We start from the raw sequence: 23,439 nt of genomic DNA on the forward strand, positions 1-23,439 counted from the left end.
GTTCTTTATTATACTTTTATATACCCGCCCTTCATTGGTGAAACAGCTAACTTTGTATATATTCCTAAAACTCCTTTTGTGTATTTTGGCACTGGCTTTTCCCATCTACTCTTTCTTTCAGAAAGAATTTTTTCAACTTCATCTTCTGATAAGTTTTTACCATTTACTCCAACAATCTCCAACTTTCTTTTTTCTACGTCTATCAGAATTAAATCATTCTCTTCTAACAGCGCTATTGGTCCACCTTCAGATGCCTCTGGGGAAACATGTCCAATCGCTGGTCCACGAGTTGCTCCTGAAAATCTTCCATCAGTTATAAGAGCTGTTGTTGAAGATATTCTTGGATCAGACGCTATTGCTTCTGTTGTATAGAACATCTCCGGCATTCCCGTTCCTTTAGGTCCTTCATACCTTATGATAACTGCATCTCCAGGATTTATTTCGCCCTTTAAAACTGCACTTATTGCCTCTTCTTCACTATCAAATGGACGAGCTTTTAAAATAACTTTTTTCATCTCTTTTGGTAGTGCTGAGTGTTTAATTACAGCTCCTTCAGGAGCTAGATTTCCCTTTAACACAGCCACTGCTCCCTGCTTTTGAATCGGTGTTGAATATGGTTTTATAATATCCTCTTTTTTCAATTCTCTCTTTTTAAGTTCTTGATTACACTTTTCATAATAACCATTTCTCTTTAACTCTTCTAAATTTTCACCCAAAGTTTTTCCTGTTACAGTTAAAACACTTAAATCTAAGTGCTCCTTAATCTCCTCCATTATTGCTGGTACCCCACCTGCATAATAGAAATACTCCCCTGGATAAAATCCACTAGGTCTTATATTCAAAAGATATGGTATTTTTCTATGTATCTCATCAAATAATTCAGCATCTAACTCAATTCCCAGTTCATTTGCTATAGTGGGGATATGCAACATAGAATTTGTTGAACCTGCTATTGCAGCATGAACCATTATCGCATTTTTAAAAGCTGCTGGTGTTAAAATTTGTGATGGTAATATTCTTTCATGTGCTAATTCTACCGCTCTTTTTCCTGTTAACTCAGCACCTTTTATAAGGTCAGGTGATGTAGCTGGTAAAAGTGCCATTCCTGGAAGTGTTAACCCTAATGCCTCCGCCATTACTTGCATAGTTGATGCTGTTCCCATGAAAGAACATGCTCCGCATGACGGACAAGCGTTGTGCTTAGCAAAATCAAACTCATCTTGTGTTATCTCTTTTCTTTCAAACTTTGCACTGTAAGTCCCTAACTGTTCAAGAGTCAACATTCCTGGTCCTGCTGCCATAATTCCTCCTGGCATAACAATTGATGGTATATCCATTCTAGCTAAAGCCTGTAAATGTGCGGGAACTCCTTTGTCACAACTTGAAAAAAATACAGCTGCATCATATGGTGTTGCTCCCATTTGTATCTCAATCATATTGGCTATAAATTCTCTTGAAGCAAGGGAGTAGTTCATCCCATCATGACCTTGAGCTTGTCCATCACATATATCTGTGGTAAAAAACTTTGCAGCCTTTCCTCCATTGCTATTTATGGCTTCTTGACCTGTAAACACTAACGTATTCAGATGAGCACTTCCCGGATGACTGTCTCCATAAGTACTCTGTATTATGATTTGTGGTTTTGACAAATCTTCTTTTTTCCATCCCATCCCTATTCTTAATGGGTCCATTTCTGGAGCTTTCGTTCTTATTTCTTGACTTTTTAACATAAACTATACCCTTCCTTAACTTGTTCTACATGTTTAAAATAAATATACTATTATTTTTTATTTTTGTCAAATAAAATGTATTTTAAATAAAAAAAAGCCCTTTTATAGGCTTCAATTAACTTTTTCTCATCACAACATGTCGAACATCTTTGATAGTTCTTTCAATATGTCTTCTACAATATAATACAGCTAATTCCTTGTCTTTAAGCTTTATAGCATTCAATATTAACCCATGTTCGTCTATACCTTTTTGATACCCTAAGATATCATTTAAACTTTTTTGATGTTGAATCATAAGGTTTGAAAGTATTTCACTTATTTTTATTATTATAGAGTTCTTAGTTCCTTTAGCTATGGCATTATGAAACATTGCATCATAATATGAAAATCTTTCCCCATCCTTCTTAGTTTTCAGCATATTTTCATAGCAATCCTGTAATTCATTAAAATCTTCAATATCCGCATTCTCTATAAATAATTCCACGTTTCTAGTTTCAAATCCCTTTCTAAATTCCAATATTTCCAAATAATCGCTTCTTAAAATTATACTATCTCTCAAAAATTCATTAAAACTAAGTCCACAATCTCTTTTTTTAACAAATGTTCCCTTTCCCTTCATTTTCTCTAAAATTCCAAGACCTACCATTTTTTCGATGGCTTCTCTTACTGAATTTCTACTAACTTCCAACTCTGTTGCTAGAGCTATTTCAGGAGTTATCCTTTCATTCTCTTTCCAGACACCATTTGTTATTTTCTCTTTTAAGTAGATAAAAACTTTCTCACTATTTTTTTTCATAATTTTTTCCCCATTCAGTATATTATTTTCATTAATTATACCATATGACAAAAACTAGGCAAATTAAAAAAAGCTTAAGTATTTATTTTATGCGGATAACTGCGTCTAGATTCTTAGGTGTCAAAATTTTTAAAAAAATTATCAATTGATAAAAAAAAGAAAAAATGATACAATCTTGTAAGGATAATTATCAATTGATAAAATTTAGGGGTGATTTATGCTAAATGAAAGTTTCTTTGAACTATTAGAGCCTGTCATTAAAAATTTCTTAAATGAATGTGCTAGACGTACAAATGAAGGAAAATTGAAGTTAATTCCCAGAGATAAAAATATGACAAGTATATATGAAATGGGGTTAAGTATTTTTAACGTTGAAGAAATTATTAGTGAATTACAAGTTGATGATTATTATAGAGGTCCATCCTCTGATCATAAATTTCCAAATGATGATATTTGGGAGTTTATCAGTCATTATGAGACATATAAGATTTATATAAAGTTAAAATTAGATAATGATGATTTTGTTATATGTTTATCTTTTCATGAAACTGAACGCCAATTCTGATATTTATGTAATTTTAAGGAGGAGTTTATGGATAAAAAAATTATTATTTTAATTAGAGAGAAAAAAGTTAAAGTTAGAGATTTATTTATAACTTTTAATGAAAAAGTAAAATTTAATACTGAAACAAAAGAAGAAATATACGATAGAAATATCGAAATTGAAAATACTACAACACTTTATGATATATATAGATCTGAAAAAAAAATGAACTCAACAAAAGACATCATTGCTACTCGTGAAAAATATGGATTAAACCAGAGTGATTATTCTTTAGTTTTAGGATTGGGAAAAGTTACTATCCATAGATATGAAAACGGCATGTTACAAACGGAAGCCAATGATTCTATTATCACACTATCGAAAGATATTCAAAATATGAAAAAATTGCTTGAAATAAACTGGGATAAAATTTCAGAAGAAACTTATAAGCTTTTGTATGAAAGATTAAGTAACTTAGAATTATTAGAAAATCATAGAATTTTAAAAAATATTCCCTTATACACTGAAAAAAAATGTTTTGAGACAGTCCCTGTTTTTGACGTTGTTAGAAAACTTCTATGGATTGCTAATGAACTTCAACTAGAAATTACACCTTTATTTTTACAAAAGCTTCTTTATTTTATCCAAGGAATCTCTTTGAGATTTTATAATAAACCTGCTTTTCCTGAAAAAATTGTAAACTGGACATATGGACCTGTTATAGAAGATATTTACCACAAATATAAAATTTATGATAGATGTAATATATCAAAAGAGGAAAATATCTCTCTTACAGAAGGTCTTGAAGAAATTATCCTTAAAGTATTAGAAAGTTATGGGGAATTTAGTCCAAACAAATTAGTTTCTCTTACACACGAAGAAGATCCTTGGTTAGATACAACACAAAATGAAGAAATTACAAAAGAAGCAATTCTAAAATACTTTAAAAAAGTTTATAACTAATATTATTTTTTAAGCAATATAAAATTTAAGTAACTTAAGTCTGATATTCTAAAAGACTCAGGTTACTTAAATTTTTTCTATTCTTTTATATCTAGTCCCTTCCAAATTTCAATTTTACTTTAATATTTACCTATATCGTATCGTAATGATATAAAACTCTATCTTCTACCCCACAACTATCCTCTAACCCCGATATTTTTTTAAAAGTTTCTTTTATCCCTAACTCATTGATCATTCCATTTAGCTCAATAGCCTGAGGATCATTTTCATTTTGATACTTCATCGCTGCAGCTATCCCTTTCACCAAACTCTCATTTTTTAATTCATAATCAAGTGTCCCTCTCAGTGGCTTTATTAATCTGTCATTAAAACTTAACTTTCTAAGTGGTTCCCGCCCCACTCTAAATACCTCATCCTTCAGATGTGGATTCTCAAATCTAGCCAATATCTTATTGATATATTTTTCATGAGTCTCTTTCTCAAAATTGTATCTTTTTATTAGAACCTCTCCACTCTCTTTCATCGCTTCCACTACAACCTCTCTAATCTCTGGATTTTCAATACTCTCTTTCACTGTACTATGCCCATTTAACACTCCCAGATAAGCTGTTATAGCGTGTCCTGTATTTAAAGTAAATAACTTTCTTTCAATAAAAGCCATCAGATTATTTGTTAACTCCATCCCTTCAACTTTAGGAATCTCTCCTTTAAAAGCACTTTGTTGCACTATCCACTCTCTAAACTCCTCAACTTTAACATCCAAAATATTCTCTTTATTATCCATTGGTGGAACTATTCTATCCACGGCAGAATTAGGAAATCCAATATATTTTTTCATATACCCCTCCACCGTTTCTTTTGACAAGTGCTTCTCAATCTCCTCCTTTAAAAATGATGTTCCATTTATCATATTCTCACACGCTATTATATTCAAATATTCATTTATTTCAGATTTCTTTCTCGCCTCTATACCTTCGGCTAAAGTTTTGGCAATTATCTTTAAAACATTCGGTCCAACAGCAGTTGTTATAAGATTTGACTCTTTTATTCTCTCAATTATCTCATCACTATTTGACATAACTCCTAAAACATTTTTCACTCTTACAACTTTTCTATTACTTCCAACAATCTCAACGTTATACTCGTGCTTTTTATTTAACTCATCTATAATTTCCTTTGACACATCTGCAAAACAAACTTCATATCCACTTTGAGATAATATCTTTCCAATAAAACCTCTCCCTATATTTCCTGCCCCAAACTGCAATGCTTTTTTCATCTCTATTCCTCCATTAAACATTAAATGTCTTATAAATTTTTTCAGCATTTTTTTCATTTTTCAAAGCTAAGACTTCATCTTCATCCTCTATCACATCAGCAATTTTTGATATTATCTCTACATGTTCATCATTTTTTCCGGCTATTCCTATTAAAAAATATGCCTTATTTCCATTTCCAAAATCTATTCCCTCCGGGTACTGCAAAATTACAATTCCAGATTTTAAGACTTCTTTCTTTCCATCCACTGTTCCATGAGGAATAGCCACATAGTTTCCAATATATGTAGTCGAAATTTTTTCTCTCTCCTGCATATACTTACTATATCCTTTCTCCACATAACCCAACTTCTCTAAGTGCATAGCTACCGCATCAATAGCCTTCTCTTTACCCACACTCTCTAAACCTGTTAAAACTCCATCTTTTTTTAAAATATCAGAATTTATATCGACCTTTTTAATCGCTTTTTTTTCACTACTTTCCACTTGTATATGAATATCTTTAAATCTCTCTTTTAAATTCTCAACCAAAGAATCATAGAACTTATGATTCATAAAATTATCTATTGATATATGTATTGGTGACATCACCGTTTTTTTAGCTCTTTCCGTCAAATCTTTATGAGTTATTACTATATCCATATCCTCTGTTAGATTTGAGATTGAACAGTTTGTAACCTCTATCGGCAAATTAGCTGCTTCTACCTTTTTTCTTAATACTCCAGCTCCCATAGCACTCGATCCCATCCCAGCATCACACGCAACTATTATCTTTGATATTTTTTCTAAACTCTTACTTCCAGCTACAAAAGTTTTTATAGATTCCATATCGTCCTCTATCTCTTTTGAGCTTTTTAACACTATTGTTGCTGTCACAAAAGTAACAGCCGTTGCTCCAACTACTGACATCAATACTGGTAACATCTCACCCTTTGGAACTAAAGCCATAATTGCAAAGATACTTCCCGGTGATGGCGGTGCCACTAATCCTCCATTGAATAGAACATTTATGAATATCCCTGTCATTCCTCCAAATACAAGTGATACAATCAGCATTGGCTTCATTAAAATATACGGGAAATAGATTTCATGTATTCCTCCAAAAAAATGGATTATCGCTGCTCCTGAAGCTGAATCTTTAGAAACTCCCTTGCCAAACATCATATAAGCTAAAAGTACTCCTAAACCTGGACCTGGATTTGCTTCAATCAAGAAAAACAGGGATTTTCCCGTTTCTGAAACCTGCTGAATTCCAAGTGGTCCAAAGACACCATGATTTATAGCATTATTTAAAAATAAAACTTTTGCTGGTTCAACAACTAGTGACGTCAATGGTAATAGTCCCGCTTGAACTAACCTATTCACTCCAACTCCAAGCAGAGTATTTAATTGCTCTACAACTGGACCAACACCATAAAAAAATACAATTGCCAGTATCAATCCAACAATTCCTGCTGAGAAGTTATTTACTAACATCTCAAATCCTGATTTTATTTTTCCTTTCATTTTTTCATCAAATTTTTTGATTGCATATCCACCTACTGGTCCTGCAATCATAGCCCCTATAAACATTGGAATTGATGTCCCACAGATAACTCCAACCGTCGTTATAGCTCCTACGATAGCTCCCCTATCTCCAGCTACCAACTTTCCACCGTTGTATCCTATAAGTAGTGGAAGTATATAGGTAATCATAGGTCCTACCATTTTTGCTAACTGCTCATTTGGAAACCACCCTGTCGGTATAAATAATGCTGTCAAAAGTCCCCAAGCTATGAATACACCTATGTTTGGCATAACCATTCCACTCAAGAATCTTCCAAAAGCCTGAACTTTTACCTTAAACTCTGAACTTTTCATTTTTATCCTCCTATTTCCCTTTCTTCTTTCTGTCCAAATGATACTAAAAACCTTTAAGGCCTTCAAAGGTCAATGATTTCAAAGAAAATCTATCTTTTAAATTTCAAAAAAAATGGAAATAAAAAAGCTACCAAAAATTGGTAGCTAGCAAATTTATATTATTTTCTACTTTGATTTAATATTTTTTAAAAATTTCTCCGTGTCTAAATTATCCTTCTCAATATCTTTGAAATATCTATATGTTGAAACTTTTAGTTCACCACACGACTCTTCACTTGCAACTATAATACCTTTTCTATGAAGTTGTAGAGCTGATACTGTCCACATATGATTTATTCCACATTCAACAGCTTTATGTAGAGCAAGAGCCTTAGCATGAGTGTCAACTAAAATCATAACTTCCTCCGAATCTAAAACTGTTGCAACTCCGACTGTCATTGCAACCTTCGGAACCCTATTCATATCTCCAGCAAAAAATCTTGAATTAGCCATAATTGTATCTTGAGTTAACTCCTTATCTCTGGTTCTTGAACTTAAAGATGAACCTGGCTCATTGAAGGCTAGATGCCCATCAGCTCCTATTCCTCCAACAAAAAGATGAATTCCTCCAACTGCTTTTATTTTTTCTTCATATCTTTCGGCCTCTGCTTTTAAATCTTCACAAAGTCCATCTAAAATATTTATATTCTCCTTAGGTATATTTACATGATTAAAAAAGTGCTTATGCATATAATAGTGGTAACTCTGCTCATCATTAGGTCCTAATCCTACATATTCATCCATATTAAATGTTATTACATTTTCAAAAGATACATCTCCCTCTCTATATAACTCCACTAACTTCTTGTACATCTTTTCTGGTGTACTACCTGTTGGCAATCCTAAAACAAATGGTTTCTCTTTTGTAGGTTTAAACTCTTTTATTTTTTTCACCACATAAGCTGCTGCCCAATCTCCAATATTTCCTTCTGGAATTATCAATCTCATCCAAACACCCCTTTTTGAATTTTTATTACTTCCAACTCTAATTCATTTGAATTAAAATATCAAGGTTAAAACATTTCATTTTTTTTTGAAATAAACAGTTACATTTTTTTTGAAAAAAATATGTTAAACTATTTTATAATTTATTTGGAGGTTGTCATTTTGATGATTTATAAGATAGGAAATTTCTTTAGTAAACTTATTCTAAAAAACATATATCTATTTATCACTTTAGGAATTATCCGTTGGAATCTATATTATTTTCCACACCTAGAACTGTACGGAAAATATTTTGAGATATATCTTTTACCTATGGCTCTTGCCTATAGCGCTGGAAATATTTTAGAAAAAAATAGCGGCGGAATTGTAGCTATTATCTCTATGAGCGTATCTATATATCTATATCCAGATTCCACTATCAATCAAGGAATTGCTGTTGGAGTTATCTCCGGTTTTTTAATTAAATACTTAACTATTCTTATTAAAAAATACGTATATAGTGGCTTTCAAATGTTTCTTTTTAACTTTTTGTATCCACTGGTCGCACTTATCACCGGTGGAATCTTCTACTTTATTTTAGAACATACCAACTACTATCTTGAGAGCATATCTAATTTTTTAATAGGAGTTGTTAAAAATGTTTATGCTTTAATCATTCTCACACCAGTTTTGGAGATAGGAAAAGTTTTCTTCTTCAATAATATTATAAATCATGGAATACTTTCTATTCTTGGTTTCAATGATCTAAATGAAAAAGGAAAATCACTTCTCTTTCTACTAGAAACAAATCCTGGTCCTGGCCTTGGAGTTCTTTTAGGCTTATTTTTAATTAAGTCTAGAACTTCACAAAGGGTAAATCTATTATCAAATATATTTGTTCAAGTTATTGGGGGAATACACGAAATCTATTTCCCTTATATTTTAAAAAATTTAAAACTTCTATGGGCTGTATTTTTGGGTGGATTATCTGGGAATTTAATTTTTTATATATTTAAAACAGGACTTATAGGAATAGCTTCACCCGGAAGTATTCTAAACCTCATTCTACTTTCAAAAGATAGAGATTACATCTATATACTTTTAGGCTTTGCTGTTTCAACAGCAGTTTCCTTTTTTACAACCTATGTCATTTTAAAAAAGCCTAAAGTAGAGAATCTTCCTTCAAAAACTAAGAAGGAATTAAACGATATGGCAATACCAGATATACAAAATATTAAAAAAATAGTTTTCCTATGTGATGCAGGAATGGGTTCTAGCGCTATTGGTGCTAATATACTAAAAAATATCTTTGAAAAAACTAAATATAGACATATCGATATCAGCAACAGCTATATAGGAGATGCTCTCCCTAAAGTGGATTTAATTGTTACCCATGAAAAATTAAAAAAACGTGTAATTGAAAAATATCCAGACATCTCTAAACTTTATTTAGAAGATTTTTTAGATAAGGAGTTCTATATTGAAAAATTTTTAAAAAATGAATATTTAGAGATGCAATTGAATCTATCTTTAAAATCTACTTCCAAGAAAGAAGCACTCAAGCTCCTTGGAAAGGAACTTGAAAACTCTGGCTTCGCTGCAAGTGGCTATAGCGACAGTTTGGTAGAAAGAGAGATAACCTGCTCCACATATATTGGAAATGGTATAGCTATCCCTCACGGTTCCCACTCATCTTTAAATCTAATTAAAAAAAATGGAGTAGTTATTCATCACTACCCATATGGTATTGATTTTGAAAATGGCGAAAAAGTTTATATTTTAATTGGAATCACCATAAAAAATCAAAATCTCCGTCTAGATTATATCGCTAATATTATTGAAAGTATTGAAAACGAGGAATTAATCGAAAATCTTATTCTATCAGATTATGAAGAGGATTTTAAAAACGCATTTAATGGAGGTGTCTATGTTAAATAAACGTTGTATCGAAATTATTAAATATTTAGTTGATAATAATTTACAGCTATCTTTAAAAGAGGCTGCCAATTTTTTTAATATAAGCGAACGTAGCATTAGATACGACATTGATAATATAAATTACCATTTAGAAAAAAATGGGTATATGGAAATTGAAAAATTTCAAAAAGGTATCTATTCAACAAGAGAAAGTATTAAAAACCTTCAACTTTTTTTGGAAGAAATTCTACATAAATTCTATGTTTTTACCTCTGATGAAAGACGAGAGTTTTTAAAAGTTAAATTTCTTTTTAATGAAAACAACAGGCTCTTGGAAATTGGTGAAGATTTAGACGTGAGTTTAAGCACTATTAAATTAGATTTAAAGGAGGTTAAAACTTTTTTTGACACTAACACTTTAGAGTTAAATTTTATCTCCAAACAAGGAGTTGTTTTAGAGGGTAAAGAAGAAAATATCAGACAACTTCAACTTAGATATATAACTAGATATATTGAAATCAATAAAAATAGATACAGATCACGGTATCTTTCAGGTGGAACCTACGGTTTAAACTTCATAGCCAGTTCTATCATAGAAAATTTAGATGATTCAATTTTAAGTTTAATCAAATTCTTCATTAAAAGAATAGAGAAAAAACTAGATATTATAATATCTGATGAAGCTTTTAATATTTTAACATTCTATATAAATCTATGTATTGCGAGAATAAAAAGAAATCATATTATTGATAATCGTCAACAAAATCGCGAGTTTCTGCTAAAGACCAGTGAATATAGTGTCATATCTCAAGAGATATCTCATCTTGAAAATGAGTTTTCTATAACTTTTAATGAGAGTGAGGTTTTAGTTTTGACAGAACTCTTTTTAGGAAGTCATTCATATAACTTCAACTCCTCTTTTTTGGAGAACTGGATTGAATTAGAAACTACTGTAGTTGAGATTATTAAAATTATGGGTTATCAGTTAAATATGGATTTAACAGGAGATAAAACTCTCATAGATGGGTTACTTAATCACTTAAAACCAGCTTATTATCGAATAAAAAATAATATATCTCTCGAAAATCCAATAGCTAAAGAGGTAGAGATAACATATTTCGATCTTTACTCGACAGTAAAAAAAGTTAGTAAACCCATTTTAGAGAAATACCTTGGAAAAAATCTTCCAGAAGAGGAGATTGCGTATATAACTCTCCACTTTAAAACTGCTACAGATAGATATTTAAGTAATAATAGAAAAACTAAGAATCTACTTTTAGTTTGTGGTCTTGGCTACGGAAGCTCAAAAATTTTAGCTCATAAATTAAGTGAGCTATATGATGTAAATATAATTGATACTATTCCATATCACAAATTCTTAGAGATAAAAAGCTTCAAAGATGTAGACATTATAATATCCACTATGGATCTTGAGCCACACTTAGATATACATATCCCCATAGTTAAGGTTCATCCAATACTTTCTAAAGATAATAAAGAAAAACTTATATCACTGGGGTTGAGTGAACAAAAGAGAAAAGTATCCTTAAAAAATATTCTTGAAACAATCAAAGAGAGTTGTAATATCTTGGATGAAGAAAAACTTATAGTTGGGCTAAAAAGAAATCTTAGAAATTTTTATATCAACGATTTTGAAGATAAAAAAAATCCAAATTTAAAAACTCTTTTAAATTTAAGTTCAATCTCTTTCTCTGAAAGTGCGAATAGCTGGCAAGAAGCTATCAGAAAATCTGGAGCTATCTTGGTGAAAAATGGTTCTGTGGACGAAAGGTATATTGAAGATATGATTGAAGTTATCAACAAAAATGGAAGCTACATGATTATGAACAATAAAATTGCTTTCCCTCATGCTAGAACTAGTCAAGGGGTTTTTAAAACTGATATGAGCTTAATTCGTTTTAATACTCCGATAGAGTTTCCAGGAAACAAAGTTGCCAGAGTTATCCTATGTTTTTCAAGCAAAGATCAAAAAGAGCATATGGATGCTCTAAATGATTTTATAACCTTAATTGAAAAAGAAAGTATTCTAGAAAAAATAGAATATGCCACTCAAAATGAAGTTCTAGAATTGATAGATAAATTTTATAAAAAAAGCTAGGTGAAATTTTACCTAGCTTCCCACTCATCTAAAGAGATATAAAAATTTTACTTTCTCTCTTTATACATCTCCTCATAATATCTTTGATAATCTCCAGATGCTACTTCCTCTACCCAGCTTTGATTATCTAAATACCATCTAATAGTTTTCTCTATCCCCTCTGTAAACGGTGTCTCTGGATACCATCCTAGTTCTGTCACTATCTTAGTTGGATCGATAGCATATCTAGCATCATGTCCCAATCTATCCTGTACATAGCTTATTAAATCATAGTTGATATTAGATAAATCAGTAGTTAGAACTCTTTGATATTCTGGCTCTTCCCTCATAATTCTAGCTATTATATCTATGGTTAACTTCACTATATTGATATTTTGTTCTTCATTAAATCCACCAATATTGTAAACTTCATGTACCTTAGCATTGGATATAACCATATCTATACCTTTACAGTGATCCATTACATATAACCAATCTCTTACATTATCTCCCTTTCCATATACGGGAAGTTTCTTTCCTGCTAGAATGTTTTTTATAATTAATGGAATCAACTTCTCTGGAAAATGATATGGACCGTAGTTATTTGAACATCTCGTTATATTAAAAGGAAACTTATATGTCTCACCATAAGCCATCACTATCATATCCGACGCTGTTTTAGATGCTGAATATGGACTTCTTGGATCTAGCGGTGTAGATTCCGTAAACATCTTATCCCCATAAGTCTGAAGATTTTTTCTTCCACTCGCTATTTTAGCCACTGCTTCATCTAGCACAAGTTCTCTTGGAATATCAAAGTCTTTACTTAAACTACCATATACTTCATCTGTTGAAACATGATGAAATTTTTTCCCCTCTTTATAAATAGGGTATCCTTTCGAATCTTTTCCAACACTCCAAAACTTCTTAGCAACTTCCATTAGATTTTGTGTTCCAAGTATATTTGTCTCTAAAAAAATCTGAGGATTTTCTATACTTCTATCCACATGGCTTTCTGCTGCAAAATTCACCACATAGTCCACATCATATTGCATAAATATATTTTCAACAAGTTCTCTATTACAAATATCCCCTTTAATGAAAGAGACTCTACAATCATTTAATTCGTCACGTATTGTTCCTAAATTTCCCGCATAAGTCAATTTATCTAATACAATTAACTTTACATTATCATATTTTTCTAACATATATTTAATAAAATTTGCACCAATAAATCCTGCTCCACCTGTTACTAAATAAGTTTTCACCTATAGCTCCCCCTTCTCTTTCATCTCTTCTAAAAATCTATCTATTCCATTTTTCCAAAACGGAATCTTCTCTCCTATGACCTCTTCTAATTTACTACTATCCAACTTCGAGTACTTTGCTCTTTTAGCTGGAAGAATAAAGTCACTACTTTTTGCTCTTTTTAAAGTTCCTTTCCATCCAATAGAATCCAAAACATATTTCGCTTGATCATATTTTGAAGCTACTCCACCACTACTTAAATGATATAATCCATATCTTTTAGTTTCTATAAGTTTTAAAGAGTATAAAGCCAAATCATATGAATATGTAGGAACTGATACTTGATCGTCCACTATTCCTAACACATCCCTAGATTTACTCCAGTTTATAACCTGTCTATTAAAATTGTTATTAGCTATTCCAAATACCCATGATGTTCTTACTACAAAACTTCTAGCGTAAGTCTCTAATACCATTCTTTCACCTTCGGCTTTAGCCTCTGAGTATATAGAAAGTGGCTTTGGAATATCCTCTTCTGTATAAGGAGTATCTTTCCCTCCATCAAAAACAAAATCTGTAGAATATGTTATATAATCTGCTCCTATCTCTTTAGCAACCAATGCTAAATCTCTTGGCGCATACGCATTTAGCTTGTAACACATCTCTACCTCTTCCTCGGCTTTGTCCACGTTGTTATAAGCGGCACAATTTATTATGAGAGCAATATTTTTATGTTTCACAAACTCTCTCACTGCATCTATATCTGTTATATCTAACTCTTTATAATCTGTCGCTATAAAGTCTATATTTTTTTCTTTAAATATCCTTTGGAAATCATACCCCAATTGCCCATTAGCTCCTGTAATCAGTATCATCCTATGACCACTCCACTTTCGATAAATTCTTTTAACGTCTGCTGTTTTTTATCCTTATCTGAGAGTAAAATCTCATCTATCGACAAGCCATATTTTTCAAAGTTCCAATCTATATCTATATCAGAGTCATTCCATAGTACGCCAGAGTCAAATTCCGGGGCGTAATAATCTGTACATTTATATTGAAACTCCGTATTGTCCTCTAAGGTCAAAAATCCATGTGCAAATCCAGGTGGAATATAAAACATTTTTTTATTTTCAGCTGTCAATTTTACTAAAAAATACTTTCCAAAACTGGCGCTATCTCTTCTAAGATCTACAGCCACATCCAAAACTGAACCAGCTGTTACTCTAACTAACTTCCCTTGAACATATTTTGTTTGAAAATGTAGCCCTCTCAACACACCTTTTTTAGATTTGGAGTGATTATCTTGAACAAATTCAACATCTAGCCCTATCTGAGAAAAATCTTTTTTGGAGTAACTTTCCATAAAAAATCCTCTATTATCCCCAAACACTGTTGGCTCTATTACAATCAAATCCTTTATCCCTGTTTCCACTCTTTTAAACTTATTCATGACTACTCCTTTATCAAATCCATTAAATATTCACCATAGTGTGACTTTAATAGAGGCTTTGCTAACTGTTCCACTTTCTCCTTAGATATCCATCCATTCTTATAAGCAATCTCCTCCAAACAAGCTACCATCACTCCTTGTCTACTTTGAATTGTCTTCACAAAGTTGGAGGCTTCCAAAAGTCCATCATGAGTTCCTGTATCAAGCCATGCCATTCCTCTACCTAAACTCAATACATTTAAAGTTCCTTCTTTTAAATACATCTCATTCAATGTTGTTATCTCTAACTCTCCCCTGTGCGACGGTTTAACAGCTTTAGCTTTTTCTACAACAGTGTTGTCATAAAAATATAGTCCCGGAATCGCAAAATTTGATTTTGGCTTCTCTGGCTTTTCTTCCAAAGATATAGCTTTTCCGCTCTCGTCAAACTCCACCACACCAAAAGACTTCGGATTATTTACATAGTACCCAAAAATTGTAGCTCCAGTCTCTCTCGTAGCTGCCTCTTTTACTATCCCTGTAAGACCATGCCCATAGAACATATTGTCTCCAAGAACTAATGCGCACGCTTCATTTCCTATAAACTTTTCCCCTATAATAAAGGCTTCTGCAAGACCATTTGGTTGCTCTTGAATAGCATATTCTATTTTAAGTCCTAAATCACTTCCATCACCTAATAACTCCTCAAAAGTTCCAATATCCCTTGGAGTAGATATCACTAAAATATCTTTAATACCCGCTAACATCAAAACAGATAATGGATAATAAATAAGTGGTTTATCATATATCGGTGTTATTTGCTTACTTATTGCTTTTGTTACTGGATACAGTCTAGTCCCTGATCCCCCTGCTAATATAATCCCTTTCATTCTCAGCTCCTTTATTTTTTAACTGAAAAAATAGACTCCACTTTTTCCAAAGTTTCTAAATCTAATTTTTGATACAGTTCTTTTTTCACTTCATGAATTTTTTCTAGATTTATCGTACTCCATTCCACTTTCAACATTCTTTCTACTATCTCCTGTGGATATCTATACTTTAATACTCTTGCTGGGTTTCCACCCACAACTGCATATGGTGGAACGTCTTTAGTCACAACACTCCCGGCTGCAACTATTGCTCCCTGACCTATTACAACTCCAGATAAAATTAAAGAGTTCGTTCCTATCCACACATCATCCTTAACTATTATAGGTCCTTTCGTTTTAGCTTCCATCTTCTCCCCAAAGAATTTTACTTTGAAAGGAAAGGTTGTAAATGTATCAATTTCATGATTCCCACCTAGTAAAAACTTTACTCCCTCTGCAATAGATACAAAATTTCCTATCTCTAACCGCTCTTCTTCACTTCCCCAACTTTCAACTGCTATAGATCCATATGAAAATTTCCCAACCTTCACTTTTTCTATTGGAAAATCAAATATATTCACTGGAAATACCTCTGTATCTGGATTTTTCTCTCTCCATCTCTTTTTAAAGTTTGAAGTGTATCGTTTTTTTTTAAGGTATTTTCTTATCTTTTTTATCATTTTTATAATTTTCTCCTATACTCAGACCAAATATTAAATACGCCATTTCGAAAACTCTATTGGAGTAGATAACATTATCAAATTGACCTAAAATAAATATATAAATCCACAGAAGTAAAGCTAAAATACTAAATGTATTACTTTCAAAAGTATTATATTTTATATTTTTTATTATAAGATATAATATATAAAAACTTAGCAATAAATAAAAGAATATTCCTATAATTCCTTGATTTATTAGAAGTTCTATATAATCATTGTGAAATGCACTCAGCTTCCCATGTCCTATACTTAAATTATTAAAATAAAAACTAAATCCTTTTCCTAAAAGCATACTGTCATTGTCTTTCAATATTTCTAGTGTAGTCTTTAGTATTTGAGTCCTTCCATCCTTCAACAAATCGTCTATAAAAAATAAACTTTTAAACCTCTGATTTAATTTTAAAACTATTGCTATTAAGCCACTGAATAAAAATACTATTAAAAAGAACTTTTTTTTATTTATTTTTAATTTTAAAGAATAAACGCTAAATAAAACCACTAAACTTACTAAAACGCTCAAAATTGCATTTCTTGACTGAGAAACTGCAAGCAATAGAAAAAAGCTCCAACTTCCAAAAATAACTCCTATTATTTTTGCCAATCTCTCTTGAAAGCAAACAATTGCTATAACACAAAATATTGTTATTAAGCCTAATACAAATCCCACGTAATTCGGATTTCCCCACATCCCACTAATCCTATGTCTAAAAAATCCATATTTTAGACCAAAATTTGTTATTTTTATGAGTGGTGATATCGAGGCAACGCAAACAAATGGCACTATATATCTTGTTTTTTCATATCCTATGTTGAGATTCAATCCTATTAAAAATAATAAAAAACCTTTAAATACAATAGAATTAAGCATATCAAATCGCTCATCCAAAATAAAATTATTCAATTTTAAAACTTTATAATAACTTAATAAAAAAACAACTGTATTTATAACAATTAGTGTATATAATTTTTTACTATCCCTGTCAAAATAAATCTTTTTATTTCTATACAACGTCGCACCAATAATAGATATTATTAAAATATTATCATATTTAAAGGTTCTTTTTATTATCATTTCGTAAATTAATATAAATAAAAATAAAATCTGTATATATTCTACTTTTATTTTTTTTAAAATTTTTGCCAACGCTTTCTCCTTATATTCTTTTTTAGTTTAAAAAACCTACGCAATACTTCTGCATAAAATATACTTCTTTTTAAAGCTTTTATTATCTTTTTCTCTTCCAGTTTATCAGTCACACTCTCCGTTATTTTTCCCAATTTTATATCCTCGATAAATTCCATATAAACCTTTAAATAGCTAGGATTTCTTTTCATAAAGCTACTGTAAAATCTTTTATACTTTATATGAGTATAGAGATAACTATATTTGAAAATATAGATGTATTCCTCATACTTCCCTATCAAAAAATGTTCTTTTAATTTTTTATAGCCTAAATAGTAATCCTCAATAGGTACAACTTTTGAATTCATTAAGCTACGAGTATTCTTTACATAGTAATAATAACTCTTCTCTTTTAATTTTGTTACCACTTCAGAGTTATCCAATATATTTAATAGAGTATATGCGTCTTCACCATATCTTAGTCCACAATCAAAAAAAGATGCTTTTATGCACTTCTTTTTATATAGTTTATTCGACATAGAAAAACTTAATTTATCGGATAAAAGCTTTTTTATGACACTCTCTGAGCTCTCTATCCTCTCTATATTTTCGAAAATTAATTTTTTATTGCTTCCTTCCATATAAACTATATCTGAAATACATATATCTGCTTTTGAGAGAGTTATCTGATTATACATATTCTCTATATAGTCCAAATCTATGAAATCATCTGAATCTAAAAACATTATGTACTCACCATTGGCAACTTCATAACCTACTTTTCTAGCTTGAGAACTTCCTTTATTCAACTGTGTTATAACTCTTATCTGATTGAACTTCTTTAAAACCTCTTCTGTTCTATCCACTGATCCATCATTTACAACTATAATCTCTGTATTTTTAAACGTTTGATCTATTATACTTTTTACGGCTCTCTCTATATAAATTTCGGCGTTATATGCTGGTATTACAATACTTATTATAGGTGTATTTTCCATCTATTTCTCGCCTCCAATATGGCTAAATACATTTTGTATACTCTATAGTTTAGCTTATCAAAAAAATTATAACTTAAATCTAAATCCTCTACTATCTGCCTTTTATCCAATATTCCTGAATGCTTTCTTTCCAAGGTATCTATATGCTTCAAGGTCATTACTTTTAAATAACTTTTTACTACGCTTTTATATTTGAAATCTAAATCCTCTATAATATACCTCTTTATTTCAAAATCTTTATATACAAATCCCTCTATTGTTTTAGGCTTTAAACTTTCATTTTCTCCAAATCTATACAGTGCTATTGGATAGTTCTCGTACTTATAAATCTCTCCCTCCTTACTGTACTTATAAAAGAACTCCCAATCTGAACTCGGATACATCTCTTCTTGAAATCCATCAATTTTTAATGCTATTGATCTTTTAAAACATATCCCCACAATTCCAGTCAATTCGTCTCCTCTCATAAAAAATTGGCTGAGTACTTTTTTCTTTTCAATACTTTTTTGGGGTTCTATATAAACCTCATCCAAAGATTTTTCTCTCAAATCAATAACTAAAGGCTTATAGAAAATAAAATCTGCAGCCTTATTTTCCTTTATTGTCCTACTAATTGTAGAAATATAATTTGGAAAAAGTATATCGTCATCATGCAACATACAAACCCATTCTGTTCTAGCTAATTCTAAACACCTATTCCAATTTCCAAATAAACCTAAGTTTTTTTTATTTTTATATAACATAATTTTAGGGCTATTAATCTCTTCAATCAACTTTTCAATTTTACTGTTTTTTTCAGGTGAATCCTCCACTACAATAATTTCATAAGGCTCAAAACTATCTTGATTCAATGCACTTGCTAAAGCTTCTTTCAGTAAGTGATCTCTATTATAAGTGGGAATGACAATGCTCACTTTAGGAACTTCCTCGCTATATTTTCCAAAAACTAATTCTGATTCTATCTCTTTGTATTTCTCTATGTTTTTTCCCATCAATAATCTCCTAAATTTAAGCTTTTTATTATTGAACTATATTTAAATCTATTTTTATAGTTATCTATTAGTTTCTCCTTTTTTTGTAAATCTATTTTCCCGTCAATAATTTTTCTTACCTTTTCTATCAACTCATTTTCGTCAACTATTGAAAAAATCTCACCAACTTTTTCAGCATCAGTTATATCTTTAGCCGCACACGTATTTGATGTCAAAACATAGTTGTTAAATGCCATCGCTTCAACCATAACTATTCCAAAACTTTCCCATTTGGACGGTAAGATAAAAACTTTACTTCTGTTATAATACTCATATAAAAGCTCTCTATCTTTAACTATACCCGTAAAAATAATATTTTCTTTTTTCTCTGGAAATCTTTGAAAAAAATCGTCAATTTTTTTCTGAAATTTACTTTCAATACTTCCTACAAAGAAAAATTTCCAATCTTTTAAATCTACCTTTTCTAAAACTTTTAACAAAAATTCAGTGTTTTTTTCTTCAGTGCCCAATCTCCCAACTGTTAAAAATATATTTTCTTTTTCTTCATAATTTTTTAATTTAAAATTCTTTTCAATCAAAAGGTCATCATATCCATTTGAAAGCAGTATAGTTCTTCCCTCTGTGGAAACCCCAGCATATGAATTTTTCATTTTATCATAAGCTTCCCTAGTTTCGTAGCTTATTAAATTTGCTATTTGAACCAATTTTTTTCGCTTATCATACTCTTTTATCTCTCTTCTCTTTCTAAAAAACTCTCTTAAATTTCTTGGTTTCATTTGAGTTTTTTTTATCTCTTTCTCATAGACACCTAAATTAAAGTCGGCTTTTATAAAGACTTTTCCGTTTGGATTAAATTTCTTATAAAAAAATGCGTTCCAATAACTACACTTTGTTACATGAAATAACATCAAAACATCAATATCTTTGGCATTTTTACATATATACCTGTAAAGAGGTATTCTTTTTATAAACATTACCCATGGAGCAAATTTCTTCATCTTTTTAAACCATCTTGGAATTTTTACGATTTTTACTCCTCTGACATCTTCAGGTAAGTCTTCTTTTAAATCACAAGTCACTATTTCGCTTTCAAAGCCTAGTACATTGTGAGCATAAATTGGAATCATACCATTATCTTTTCCAATCCAAGTATACTCAAACTCCTCACAGATATGAACAAATTTCACATTTTTCTCCTCTCTACTTCAAAGTATATTTACTAACTTTATCTCCATCCAGAGAATTTTTTATCCCATATTTGCAAAAATAATCTTTTCTTTTAAATATCTCTTTCTTTCTTTCGTAATAGTATTCCTCATTTAGGCTTTTTTTCTTGCTTGGATCAAATAGATGATAAAGGTGTAGCTGAATTAAATCGGTTTTTAACTCTCTACTTTTAACTCCTGAAACACATAGCCTATTTCCGAAGTCATCATCCTCATACCCCCATCCCTGATATTTTTCATCATATCCATTTACTTTTAAATAATCTTCCTTAAATAAGCCATAACTCATTCCAGCCAATCTTATTCCTCTCTTATTTAAACAAAAACGTTGTAAAATTCTTCTTTTTTTATCTAATCTATATTGATGTAGCATATTTTCAAAATATTTTTGAGGAACAATCTCTTTTATTATACAATAATCTTTAGTTCTATTTAATTTTTCTAATATTAATTTTTTTTCTTCAAACTCCGTATTGTGAGCTCTTCCCATCAAATATTCATTTTTTTTAGCATTTCTTAACATTTTTTCAATATAATCATTTGGAAATATCAAATCTTGGTCGCAAAAGATTAAATACTCTCCTTCTGATTCTCTAACTGCGTTATTTAGTGCTCTTGTTTTTCTAAAGCCTCTATCCTCTTGATAGATATGTTTTATCTTAAATTTAGCCTTCTCTATTAAATCACCTATATAATCTAGAACTTTTTCCGAAGAGCCATCATCCGTTATTATCAATTCATATGGCTGTATCTTTTGATTTAATAAACAAATAAATAGGGCTCTTAAGTGTTCCAATCTATTATATACAGGAACAATTACTGAAACTTTTATATTTTCCATCCTCTATCCCTTAACCTTTTCTTTTTTTCTTTTATTTTCTCAACAAGTTTTAATCTTTTTAGCTTCTTCATCCCTAAAGCTAAATAATAATACCACTCTTTCTTATAGGGATATTTCATCTCTTTATAGGAATCATTTCTCATCGTTATCATATCATAATGTGCTCTATATCTTCCAAAAAACATTCTTTTCCCCTGAGTATCCAATATTTTTATTTCACCATTTTTTACTAAGAAATTCCCTGGATTAAAATCACCATGATATGAGCCTTTGTTATGTATTTTCTCCACTAACCTAACAAATTCATCATTATACTTTATATCTATCTCGCCATCAAAATAGTCCATTAAAATTGCCGAATATGTTATCATTCCAAACTTTCTTGTATTTATCACTAATCTTGGAAGAATTAACTCCTTAATACCCTCATTATACAATCTAGTTACATTTTTTAAAGTTGCCAATGCTTCGCCAGCTTTAAATATTGACATCACTTTTCTCTGTGGTATTCTATATTCATTACGAGGCTCTTTCAGTATATATTTTTTACCGTCTATTTCTATAAGAGCTACATAATTTCTTTTAGTGTCCTTTAATTTTTTTATAACTATAAAATCTTTTTCAATTATTTTTTTACCTATATTTTCATACTCATCATCAAAAAAATACAAATTATTTTCTTTATAAATCTCTTTTTTTAACATTCTCATCCTCTTTTTATAGTTTTAACTCCTCTAAAGCACTTTCCACTTGTTCAACCTTTATACTATTTAATATATCTGTTCCATGGTATCCATCATTTTCTGGCTCAACTCCATCTCCTTTTATAACTCTTAAATTATCAAATGGATGTTGCCAGATAGTCATATTAGTCCAAAATAGGCAAATGTAGCTTTTTCTCAGTGCAAATGCTATATTTGAAAGTCCTGAGTCGTATCCCAAAAAGAAGTCTGAATCATTTATTACCCTTATTGTTTCAACCAAAGAAATTTTTCCTATATAACTCTCTATATTTTCACAACCACAACTTTCGAGTAGTTGCTCCGAATAATGCTGCTGTTTTTTACCATTCCCCAAAAGTACTATTTTTTTATTTGGATATCTCATAGAAAGCATTTTCAAAATTTTAGACATATTTTTTATTGGTAAAGTTTTTTGTTCGGAGGATGCTCCCACTCCAATACTTATTATATCACTATATTTTCTCTCTTTAAACATCTCTCTCATATCAGGTCTTAATTCCTCTCTCGTGAAAGATCTATTCAATACCTCATCCATCAATAAAATTTGTCTATCTAATACATACGTCTTATTGTCATCCACTTTTATTGCTTTATTCATATATATGCTACTTTCTTCGCTACACAATCCTATTTTATCATCACAAATTATATACTTTAAAATTTCACCTATCCCAATATGCTCAAATAATATAACTCTCTTAAATGAAAGTTCATTTAATCTCTTGAAAAATTCTACTCTATATTCTGCATTTTTTATAGGATTTTTTAACTTTTTCAATCCCAAAACATTATACCCCAACTCTTGAAATACGGATTCCCATTTGTCTCTACACATGATATATAGATTTTCCTTACCATAATAATCAGCTAAAATCTTAAATGATGTTGTTTTTACAACATTATCCCCTAAAGCTTCTAAAGATATCACCAATACGTTCTCTGTTTGCTTTTTCTTAAAATCCCTTTTGAATTTTTTAAACCATCTTTCAAATAAAAAATCTGCTAACTTTGATTTTAAATAGCTTGATTTTAGATAGTCTGGTTTTACTTTTTTTATCTCTCTAATTCCTCTTAAAATTTTATACCTCATTTTCCTC

At 30.5% G+C, this 23,439-nt stretch carries 21 protein-coding genes; 4 read left to right on the plus strand and 17 right to left on the minus strand.

Annotation, left to right across the window (positions count from 1 at the left end; translation table 11 throughout):
- Positions 1-8 precede the first annotated feature (8 nt).
- Complete coding sequence (gene ilvD / locus ACWI69_RS03295; protein ID WP_448820426.1) at positions 9-1,730, minus strand: dihydroxy-acid dehydratase; 1,722 nt, start codon at positions 1,728-1,730, stop codon at positions 9-11.
- A gap of 115 nt (positions 1,731-1,845) precedes the next feature.
- Positions 1,846-2,526: a FadR/GntR family transcriptional regulator gene (locus ACWI69_RS03300; RefSeq protein ID WP_448820427.1), complete on the minus strand. Its 681-nt coding sequence runs from the start codon at positions 2,524-2,526 to the stop codon at positions 1,846-1,848.
- A gap of 217 nt (positions 2,527-2,743) precedes the next feature.
- Between ACWI69_RS03300 and ACWI69_RS03305 the strand changes: the two genes are divergently transcribed.
- Both ACWI69_RS03305 and ACWI69_RS03310 read left to right on the plus strand, forming a co-directional pair.
- A complete protein-coding gene (locus ACWI69_RS03305) occupies positions 2,744-3,091 on the plus strand; it encodes a type II toxin-antitoxin system MqsR family toxin (protein ID WP_448820428.1) in 348 nt (115 codons plus the stop codon).
- A 27-nt stretch (positions 3,092-3,118) separates the two neighbouring features.
- On the plus strand, positions 3,119-4,033 hold the full coding sequence (locus ACWI69_RS03310) for a type II toxin-antitoxin system antitoxin SocA domain-containing protein (RefSeq protein WP_448820429.1): 915 nt from the start codon (positions 3,119-3,121) through the stop codon (positions 4,031-4,033).
- A 130-nt stretch (positions 4,034-4,163) separates the two neighbouring features.
- On the opposite strand, the gene ACWI69_RS03315 is transcribed toward ACWI69_RS03310, so the two are convergent.
- The 3 genes from ACWI69_RS03315 to nagB form a co-directional block, all read right to left on the minus strand.
- The gene (locus tag ACWI69_RS03315; protein WP_448820430.1) at positions 4,164-5,312 is read right to left on the minus strand and encodes a mannitol-1-phosphate 5-dehydrogenase; all 1,149 of its coding nucleotides are present in this window, start codon (positions 5,310-5,312) and stop codon (positions 4,164-4,166) included.
- A 13-nt stretch (positions 5,313-5,325) separates the two neighbouring features.
- Positions 5,326-7,170: a PTS mannitol transporter subunit IICBA gene (locus tag ACWI69_RS03320; RefSeq protein WP_448820431.1), complete on the minus strand. Its 1,845-nt coding sequence runs from the start codon at positions 7,168-7,170 to the stop codon at positions 5,326-5,328.
- Positions 7,171-7,335: 165 nt separating this feature from the next.
- On the minus strand, positions 7,336-8,157 hold the full coding sequence (gene nagB, locus ACWI69_RS03325) for a glucosamine-6-phosphate deaminase (RefSeq protein WP_448820432.1): 822 nt from the start codon (positions 8,155-8,157) through the stop codon (positions 7,336-7,338).
- A 162-nt stretch (positions 8,158-8,319) separates the two neighbouring features.
- Between nagB and ACWI69_RS03330 the strand changes: the two genes are divergently transcribed.
- Positions 8,320-10,071 (plus strand): PTS sugar transporter subunit IIA, encoded by a 1,752-nt coding sequence (locus ACWI69_RS03330; protein ID WP_448820433.1) that lies wholly within the window; start codon positions 8,320-8,322, stop codon positions 10,069-10,071.
- Entirely contained in the window at positions 10,061-12,169 is a 2,109-nt protein-coding gene (locus ACWI69_RS03335; RefSeq protein WP_448820434.1) for a BglG family transcription antiterminator, read from the plus strand. The genes ACWI69_RS03330 and ACWI69_RS03335 overlap by 11 nt, the downstream gene beginning before the upstream one ends.
- A 47-nt stretch (positions 12,170-12,216) precedes the next feature.
- Here the strand turns inward: ACWI69_RS03335 and ACWI69_RS03340 are convergent, their stop codons facing one another.
- Genes ACWI69_RS03340 through ACWI69_RS03395 form a run of 12 tightly spaced genes read right to left on the minus strand, consistent with a single transcriptional unit; the run spans position 12,217 to position 23,432 of the window.
- Positions 12,217-13,416 carry a dTDP-glucose 4,6-dehydratase gene (locus ACWI69_RS03340; RefSeq protein WP_448820435.1) on the minus strand — a complete coding sequence of 400 codons (1,200 nt, stop codon included), beginning with the start codon at positions 13,414-13,416 and terminating at the stop codon, positions 12,217-12,219.
- The gene (gene rfbD, locus ACWI69_RS03345; protein WP_448820436.1) at positions 13,417-14,271 is read right to left on the minus strand and encodes a dTDP-4-dehydrorhamnose reductase; all 855 of its coding nucleotides are present in this window, start codon (positions 14,269-14,271) and stop codon (positions 13,417-13,419) included.
- Positions 14,268-14,849, minus strand: coding sequence for a dTDP-4-dehydrorhamnose 3,5-epimerase (gene rfbC / locus ACWI69_RS03350; RefSeq protein WP_448820437.1), 582 nt, complete (start codon positions 14,847-14,849; stop codon positions 14,268-14,270). Before rfbC ends, rfbD begins: the two co-directional genes overlap by 4 nt.
- 2 nt (positions 14,850-14,851) lie before the next feature.
- The gene (rfbA, locus tag ACWI69_RS03355) at positions 14,852-15,718 is read right to left on the minus strand and encodes a glucose-1-phosphate thymidylyltransferase RfbA (RefSeq protein WP_448820438.1); all 867 of its coding nucleotides are present in this window, start codon (positions 15,716-15,718) and stop codon (positions 14,852-14,854) included.
- An 11-nt stretch (positions 15,719-15,729) separates the two neighbouring features.
- Positions 15,730-16,377, minus strand: coding sequence for a CatB-related O-acetyltransferase (locus tag ACWI69_RS03360; RefSeq protein ID WP_448820439.1), 648 nt, complete (start codon positions 16,375-16,377; stop codon positions 15,730-15,732).
- Positions 16,349-17,563 (minus strand): O-antigen ligase family protein, encoded by a 1,215-nt coding sequence (locus ACWI69_RS03365; RefSeq protein WP_448820440.1) that lies wholly within the window; start codon positions 17,561-17,563, stop codon positions 16,349-16,351. Before ACWI69_RS03365 ends, ACWI69_RS03360 begins: the two co-directional genes overlap by 29 nt.
- A complete protein-coding gene (locus tag ACWI69_RS03370) occupies positions 17,548-18,540 on the minus strand; it encodes a glycosyltransferase family 2 protein (protein ID WP_448820441.1) in 993 nt (330 codons plus the stop codon). The genes ACWI69_RS03365 and ACWI69_RS03370 overlap by 16 nt, the downstream gene beginning before the upstream one ends.
- On the minus strand, positions 18,522-19,532 hold the full coding sequence (locus tag ACWI69_RS03375; protein WP_448820442.1) for a glycosyltransferase family 2 protein: 1,011 nt from the start codon (positions 19,530-19,532) through the stop codon (positions 18,522-18,524). Before ACWI69_RS03375 ends, ACWI69_RS03370 begins: the two co-directional genes overlap by 19 nt.
- Complete coding sequence (locus tag ACWI69_RS03380) at positions 19,532-20,719, minus strand: glycosyltransferase (protein ID WP_448820443.1); 1,188 nt, start codon at positions 20,717-20,719, stop codon at positions 19,532-19,534. Before ACWI69_RS03380 ends, ACWI69_RS03375 begins: the two co-directional genes overlap by 1 nt.
- Before the next feature lie 13 nt (positions 20,720-20,732).
- Positions 20,733-21,599, minus strand: a complete 867-nt coding sequence (locus tag ACWI69_RS03385) for a glycosyltransferase (RefSeq protein WP_448820444.1) — start codon at positions 21,597-21,599, stop codon at positions 20,733-20,735.
- Entirely contained in the window at positions 21,587-22,309 is a 723-nt protein-coding gene (locus tag ACWI69_RS03390; protein ID WP_448820445.1) for a lipopolysaccharide core heptose(II) kinase RfaY, read from the minus strand. The genes ACWI69_RS03385 and ACWI69_RS03390 overlap by 13 nt, the downstream gene beginning before the upstream one ends.
- A 7-nt stretch (positions 22,310-22,316) precedes the next feature.
- Positions 22,317-23,432 (minus strand): glycosyltransferase family 9 protein, encoded by a 1,116-nt coding sequence (locus tag ACWI69_RS03395; RefSeq protein ID WP_448820446.1) that lies wholly within the window; start codon positions 23,430-23,432, stop codon positions 22,317-22,319.
- Between the last annotated feature and the right edge of the window lie 7 nt (positions 23,433-23,439).

This window comes from Cetobacterium sp., assembly GCF_977044495.1.